Below are 5,731 nucleotides of genomic sequence, written 5' to 3' on the forward strand. Positions count from 1 at the left end.
GTAGCCCGCGGCCGGGAGCGGGCCGCCGCTCGCGGTCGTCGGTGCCGCGCGGGCCGGATCCTGCCCGTCCGCCCGGTCCCGTACACTGGATCGTCGCCCGTGTGAGCACGAATCCGCGGCGCCCGAACGCTTCCGACCAACCAGGAGTCCACATCGTGAAGAGCAGCACCGAAACGCTGAGCCCCACCCGGGTCAAGCTCACCATCGAGGTGCCCTTCGACGAGTTCCAGCCGAGCCTCGACGCGGCGTACCGCTCGATCGGCTCGCAGATCACCGTCCCCGGCTTCCGCAAGGGCAAGATCCCCGCCGCGATCATCGACCAGCGCGTCGGCCGCGCCGCCGTCCTCGACGAGGCGATCAACAGCGTCCTGCCCACCTGGTACAACGAGGCGGTCCAGGAGCAGGACCTCCTGCCGCTGAGCCAGCCCGAGATCGACCTGACGAAGTTCTCCGACGGCGAGCCGATCGAGATCACCGCCGAGCTGGACGTCCGTCCGGCCATCGAGCTGCCCGACATCTCCTCCATCGAGGTCACCGTCGACGCCGCCGAGGTCTCCGACGCCGACGTCGACGAGCAGGTCGAGGGCCTGCGCGAGCGCTTCGCGACCTTCACCGAGGTCGACCGGGCCGCCGCCGAGGGCGACGCGCTGACCATCGACCTGTCCGCGGCCAAGGACGGTGAGGTCATCGAGGCCGCGCAGGCCGAGGGCATGCCCTACACGGTCGGCAAGATCACGATGCTCGACGGCCTGGACGAGGCCGTCCAGGGCCTCAAGGCCGGCGAGAGCAAGACCTTCTCCACCCAGCTCGCCGGCGGCGACCTGGCCGGCGAGGACGTCGACGTGACCGTCACGGTCAAGGACGTCAAGGAGCAGCACCTGCCCGAGCTCGACGAGGAGTTCGCGCAGATGGCGTCGGAGTTCGACACCGTCGAGGAGCTGCGCGCCGACCTGGTCGAGCGCCTCACCCGCGGCAAGCGCCTCGAGCAGGCCGCCCAGGCCCGCGACGCGGTGCTCGAGAAGATCGTCGAGCAGATCGAGGTCCCGCTGCCCGACGAGCTGGTCGCGTCCGAGATCGGCGCCCGCCGTCAGCAGATGGAGGCCGAGCTGGCCGGCATCGGCATGACGCTCGAGGACTACCTGCAGGACCAGGAGAACGGCCAGACGGTCGAGGAGTTCGAGGCCGAGCTCGACCGCAACGTCCGCGACGCGATCGTGGCCCAGTTCGTGCTGGACGAGATCATCCGCCGCGACGAGATCCAGGTCGACGACTCCGAGCTGACGCAGCACATCCTGCGCCGCGCCCAGCAGTCCGGTCAGGACCCGCAGTCGTTCATCCAGCACATCATGGAGCACAACCACGTGCCCGAGATGATGAACGAGGTCATGCGCGGCAAGGCGCTGGCCCAGCTGGTCGAGAACGCCAAGGTCGTCGACGGCAACGGCGAGACGATCGACCTGGCCCGCCTGCAGGCCGACGGCTCGTACGGCGACGCGGAGACCACCGAGGCCTGATCCTCGCCCGCCCCACGACGAAGGGAACCCCGCACGCGCGGGGTTCCCTTCGTCGTCCGGCCCGGGCAGGATGACCGCCATGCCCGTCCGTGCTCCCGACGCCCTCGCCTGGCTCGTCGACCAGGGCGTCCGGCGGGTGCACCTGCACGTCCACGAGCGCAACGACCGGGCGCGCCGGGCGTACGTGCGCGCCGGGTACACGGCGGTCCCCGGGCTCGTCGAGGTCGCGGGTGCGCGCCACCACGAGCTGGTGCGCGAGCTCAGCTGACGCCCGTCAGCGCACGCCCCACGAGTACGTCTGCTTGGCCAGCTTGAGGTAGACGAACGTCTCGGTCGACGTGACCTTGTCCATCGCCGCGATCGTGTCGCCGACGAGCGCCAGCAGCGCGTCGTCGCTCTCGCACACGACCTCGGCGAGGACGTCGAACCGTCCCGTGGTCACCACGACGTAGTCGATCTCGGGGATCTGCGCGATCCGCTCGGCCACCTCGGTGATGTGCGAGCGCACCTTGACGCCCACCATGGCCTGCTTGGCGAAGCCGAGCTGGAGCGGGTCCGTGACCGCGACGATCTGCATGACGCCGGACTCGGTCAGCCGCTGCACGCGCTGGCGCACCGCGGCCTCGGACAGGCCGACCTCCTTGGCGATGGCGGCGTACGAGCGCCGGCCGTCGACCTGGAGCTTGGCGATGATCGCCTTGGAGACGTCGTCCAGCGGCGCCGTCACAGCAGCGTGCTCGCCTCGGTGAGCGCGCTGCGCAGGATCTGCTCCATCTCGTCGAAGTGCTCCTGCTCGCAGATGAGCGGGGGAGCGAGCTGCACGACCGGGTCGCCGCGGTCGTCGGCACGGCAGTACAGGCCGCCGTCGTAGAGCGCCTTGGACAGGAAGCCGCGCAGCAGGCGCTCGGACTCGTCCTCGCTGAACGTCTCGCGGGTGTCCTTGTCCTTCACCAGCTCGATGCCGTAGAAGTACCCGGCGCCGCGGATGTCGCCGACGATCGGCAGGTCGCGCAGCTTCTCCAGCGTCCCGACGAAGGCCGACTCGTTCTCGCGGACGCGCTCGTTGAGCTTCTCGCGCTCGAAGATGTCCAGGTTGGCCATCGCCACGGCGCACGAGACCGGGTGGCCGCCGAACGTGTAGCCGTGCAGGAAGCTGTTGCTGCCCTCGAGGAAGGGCTCCATGACCTTCTCCGAGGCGATCATCGCGCCGAGCGGCGAGTAGCCGGACGTGAGGCCCTTGGCGCACGTGATCATGTCCGGCTCGTAGCCGAAGCGCGTGGCACCGAACATCTCGCCCAGGCGTCCGAAGGCGCAGATGACCTCGTCGGAGACCAGCAGCACGTCGTAGGTGTCGCAGATCTCGCGGACGCGCTGGAAGTACCCGGGCGGCGGCGGGAAGCAGCCGCCGGCGTTCTGCACCGGTTCCAGGAACACCGCGGCGACGGTCTCCGGGCCCTGGGCCAGGATCGCCTCCTCGACCTGGTCGGCGGCCCAGCGGCCGAACGCCTCGGGGTCGACCATGCCGTCCGCGCCGTGCGGCAGGTAGGCCGGCGCCCGGTAGGCGTTGGTGTTGGGCACGTGGACGGTCGAGGGCACGAGCGGCTCGAACGGGGCCTTCATGTCCGGGATGCCGGTGATGGACAGCGCGCCCTGCGGGGTGCCGTGGTAGGCGACCTGGCGGCTGATGACCTTGTGCTTGAGCGGCTTGCCCTTGAGCTTGAAGTACTGCTTGGCCGCCTTCCAGGCGGTCTCGACCGCCTCGCCGCCGCCGGTGGTGAAGAAGACGCGGTTGAGGTCGCCCGGCGCGTACGAGGCGACGCGCTCGGCGAGCTCGATCGCCTTCGGGTGCGCGAACGTCCACAGCGGGAAGAACGACAGGTCCTTGGCCTGCTCGTAGGCCGCCCGGGCGAGCTCCTCGCGCCCGTGGCCGGCCTGGACGACGAACAGTCCGGCGAGACCGTCGAGGTACCGACGGCCCTGCGCGTCCCAGATGTAGGCGCCCTCGCCCTTCACGATGACCGGGATGTCGTGGTCGGCGTAGGACCCCTGGCGCGAGAAGTGCATCCAGAGGTGGTCCTTGCCGGCCCGCTGGAGGTGATCGAGATCGAGGTCGCTCATGACAGGCAGTATCACGCGCCCCGAGGGCCGCCCACAAGGGAATCCGTCGTGAAATGCTTCCGAAACGTCGAGATCCGTCGTGCATGCCGGTCACGGGCACGGGGTTCGCCACCGACCCGACACGCGCTGGTCACCGGACGGACCCCCAGGCACGCGTGGCGGTGCTGGCGGCGCCGGGGGCGCGTCCGGCAGGGTGGGGGCCATGATCGCGGTCGAGCACCTCTCCAAGACGTACGGGGGCTTCCGGGCCCTCGACGACGTCTCCTTCGTCTGTCGCCCCGGCACCGTCACCGGCTTCCTGGGTCCCAACGGCGCCGGCAAGTCCACCGCCATGCGGATCATGACCGGCCTGACCCCGGCGTCCTCGGGCGTCGCCACCATCGGCGGCGTCGCGTACCGGGACATCCCGAACCCGGCGTCGCAGGTCGGCGTGCTCCTGGACGCGTCGGCCCAGCACGGTGGTCGCACCGGCCGCGAGGTGCTCACCATCGCCGCCCGCACGATGGGGCTCGGCAAGGAGCGCGTCGACGAGATGCTCGACCTGGTCGGCCTCACGCCGAGCGAGGCCAAGCGGCGGGTCAAGAACTACTCGCTGGGCATGCGCCAGCGCCTCGGCCTCGCGCAGACGCTGCTGGGCGACCCGGCGGTGCTGATCCTGGACGAGCCGGCGAACGGCCTCGACCCGGCCGGCATCCACTGGATGCGCTCGCTGCTGCGCAGCTTCGCCGAGAAGGGCGGCACCGTGCTGCTCTCCTCGCACCTGCTCCACGAGATCGAGGTCATCGCCGACGAGATCATCGTCATCGGGCACGGCCGCATCGTGGCGCAGGGCACGAAGGAGGAGCTGCTGCGCGGCTCCGGCACCTTCGTGCGGGCGCTCGACCCGTCGGCCCTCGTGAACGCCCTGGTGTCGGCCGGCATCGAGTCGCACCCGTCGGGCGCCGGCCTGGCCACCGAGGCCACGGCCGAGCAGGTCGGACGCGCCGCGGCCGCCGCGGGCGTCGTGCTCCTGGAGCTGCGAGCCGCCGAGTCCGCGAACCTCGAGGAGATGTTCCTCCAGCTGACGTCCGACACCCAGCGCGACGCGCTGGCCACCGAAGGAGCCCGCGCATGAGCGCCCCCGCCATCGACCTGCAGCGCCCCTCGGTGCCGCTCGGACGTCTCGTCGCCGTCGAGGCGCGCAAGGTGTTCGACACGCGCGCGAGCCGCTGGTTCACGCTGTCGATCCTCGGCCTGGTGCTGCTGGTCGTCGTCCTGCAGGCGTTCGTCTTCGCCGACGGGCTGCAGGACCTGGAGATGTTCCTGGTCTTCACCGGCAACGTCCTGGGCTACTTCCTGCCGATCGTGCTGATCATGCTGGTGACGTCGGAGTGGGGCCAGCGCACCGCGCTCGTGACCTTCACGCTGGAGCCGCGCCGCGGCCGCGTCGTCGCCGCCAAGCTGATCGCCGGCCTGCTGCTGTCGCTGGCCGCGTTCGCGCTGGCGTTCCTGCTCTCGCTCCTGGGCGCGTTCCTGGCGTCCTCGGTGCGCGGCGTCGACGTCTCGTGGAGCATCGCGGGCAGCGACATCCGCAACTTCCTCATCGGCAACACCATCGCGGTGCTCGTCGGCTTCGCGCTCGCCATGCTCCTGATGAACACCCCGGCGGCGATCGTCGGCTACTTCGTCTACACCTTCATCGTCCCGGTCGTGGCGAACGTGCTCGGCTCGTTCGTCGACTGGTTCGGCGACATCGTGCCGTGGATCGAGTTCAACACCGCCCAGACCCCGCTGTTCAGCGGTGACGGCCGGCTCAACGGCGAGGAGTGGGCCCAGCTGGTCACCTCGGGCACGATCTGGCTGGTGATCCCGCTGGTGCTGGGCGTCCTGCGGCTGCTGCGCAGCGAGGTGAAGTAACCGCCACGCAGCGGTGCGAGAGGATGGGCGGCATGCGCAAGCGTGTCGCCCTTCTCGGTTCCACCGGCTCGATCGGTACCCAGGCCCTCGACGTCGTCGCGGCCCACCCCGACCGGTTCGAGGTGGTGGCCCTGGCGGCCGGCGGCTCGGACCCGGCGCTGCTGGCGCGCCAGGCGCTGGACCACCAGGTGCCGCTCGTCGCC

General features: G+C 70.6%; 6 protein-coding genes and 1 pseudogene. 5 read left to right on the top strand and 2 right to left on the bottom strand.

Going from position 1 to position 5,731, the window contains the following annotated elements:
* The first annotated feature begins 155 nt into the window (after nucleotides 1-155).
* Both tig and AC2W7G_RS08045 read left to right on the top strand, forming a co-directional pair.
* Nucleotides 156-1,514 carry a trigger factor gene (tig, locus tag AC2W7G_RS08040; RefSeq protein WP_485867971.1) on the top strand — a complete coding sequence of 453 codons (1,359 nt, stop codon included), beginning with the start codon at nucleotides 156-158 and terminating at the stop codon, nucleotides 1,512-1,514.
* 79 nt (nucleotides 1,515-1,593) lie between these two features.
* Entirely contained in the window at nucleotides 1,594-1,782 is a 189-nt protein-coding gene (locus tag AC2W7G_RS08045; protein WP_485867972.1) for an N-acetyltransferase, read from the top strand.
* 6 nt (nucleotides 1,783-1,788) lie between these two features.
* Here AC2W7G_RS08045 and AC2W7G_RS08050 read toward each other — a convergent pair whose 3' ends face one another.
* Together AC2W7G_RS08050 and AC2W7G_RS08055 are read right to left on the bottom strand one after the other, a co-directional pair.
* Nucleotides 1,789-2,241 carry an Lrp/AsnC family transcriptional regulator gene (locus AC2W7G_RS08050; protein ID WP_485867973.1) on the bottom strand — a complete coding sequence of 151 codons (453 nt, stop codon included), beginning with the start codon at nucleotides 2,239-2,241 and terminating at the stop codon, nucleotides 1,789-1,791.
* Nucleotides 2,238-3,632, bottom strand: a complete 1,395-nt coding sequence (locus AC2W7G_RS08055) for an aspartate aminotransferase family protein (RefSeq protein WP_485867974.1) — start codon at nucleotides 3,630-3,632, stop codon at nucleotides 2,238-2,240. Before AC2W7G_RS08055 ends, AC2W7G_RS08050 begins: the two co-directional genes overlap by 4 nt.
* A gap of 202 nt (nucleotides 3,633-3,834) precedes the next feature.
* Between AC2W7G_RS08055 and AC2W7G_RS08060 the strand changes: the two genes are divergently transcribed.
* The 3 genes and pseudogenes from AC2W7G_RS08060 to AC2W7G_RS08070 all read left to right on the top strand — a co-directional run.
* Nucleotides 3,835-4,746, top strand: coding sequence for an ABC transporter ATP-binding protein (locus AC2W7G_RS08060; RefSeq protein ID WP_485867975.1), 912 nt, complete (start codon nucleotides 3,835-3,837; stop codon nucleotides 4,744-4,746).
* Nucleotides 4,743-5,528 carry an ABC transporter permease gene (locus AC2W7G_RS08065; protein WP_485867976.1) on the top strand — a complete coding sequence of 262 codons (786 nt, stop codon included), beginning with the start codon at nucleotides 4,743-4,745 and terminating at the stop codon, nucleotides 5,526-5,528. The genes AC2W7G_RS08060 and AC2W7G_RS08065 overlap by 4 nt, the downstream gene beginning before the upstream one ends.
* Before the next feature lie 32 nt (nucleotides 5,529-5,560).
* Nucleotides 5,561-5,731 (top strand): annotated as a pseudogene (locus tag AC2W7G_RS08070) (1-deoxy-D-xylulose-5-phosphate reductoisomerase); the annotation flags it as partial.

Source organism: Aeromicrobium sp. PFPM2_SD2 (assembly GCF_057364525.1).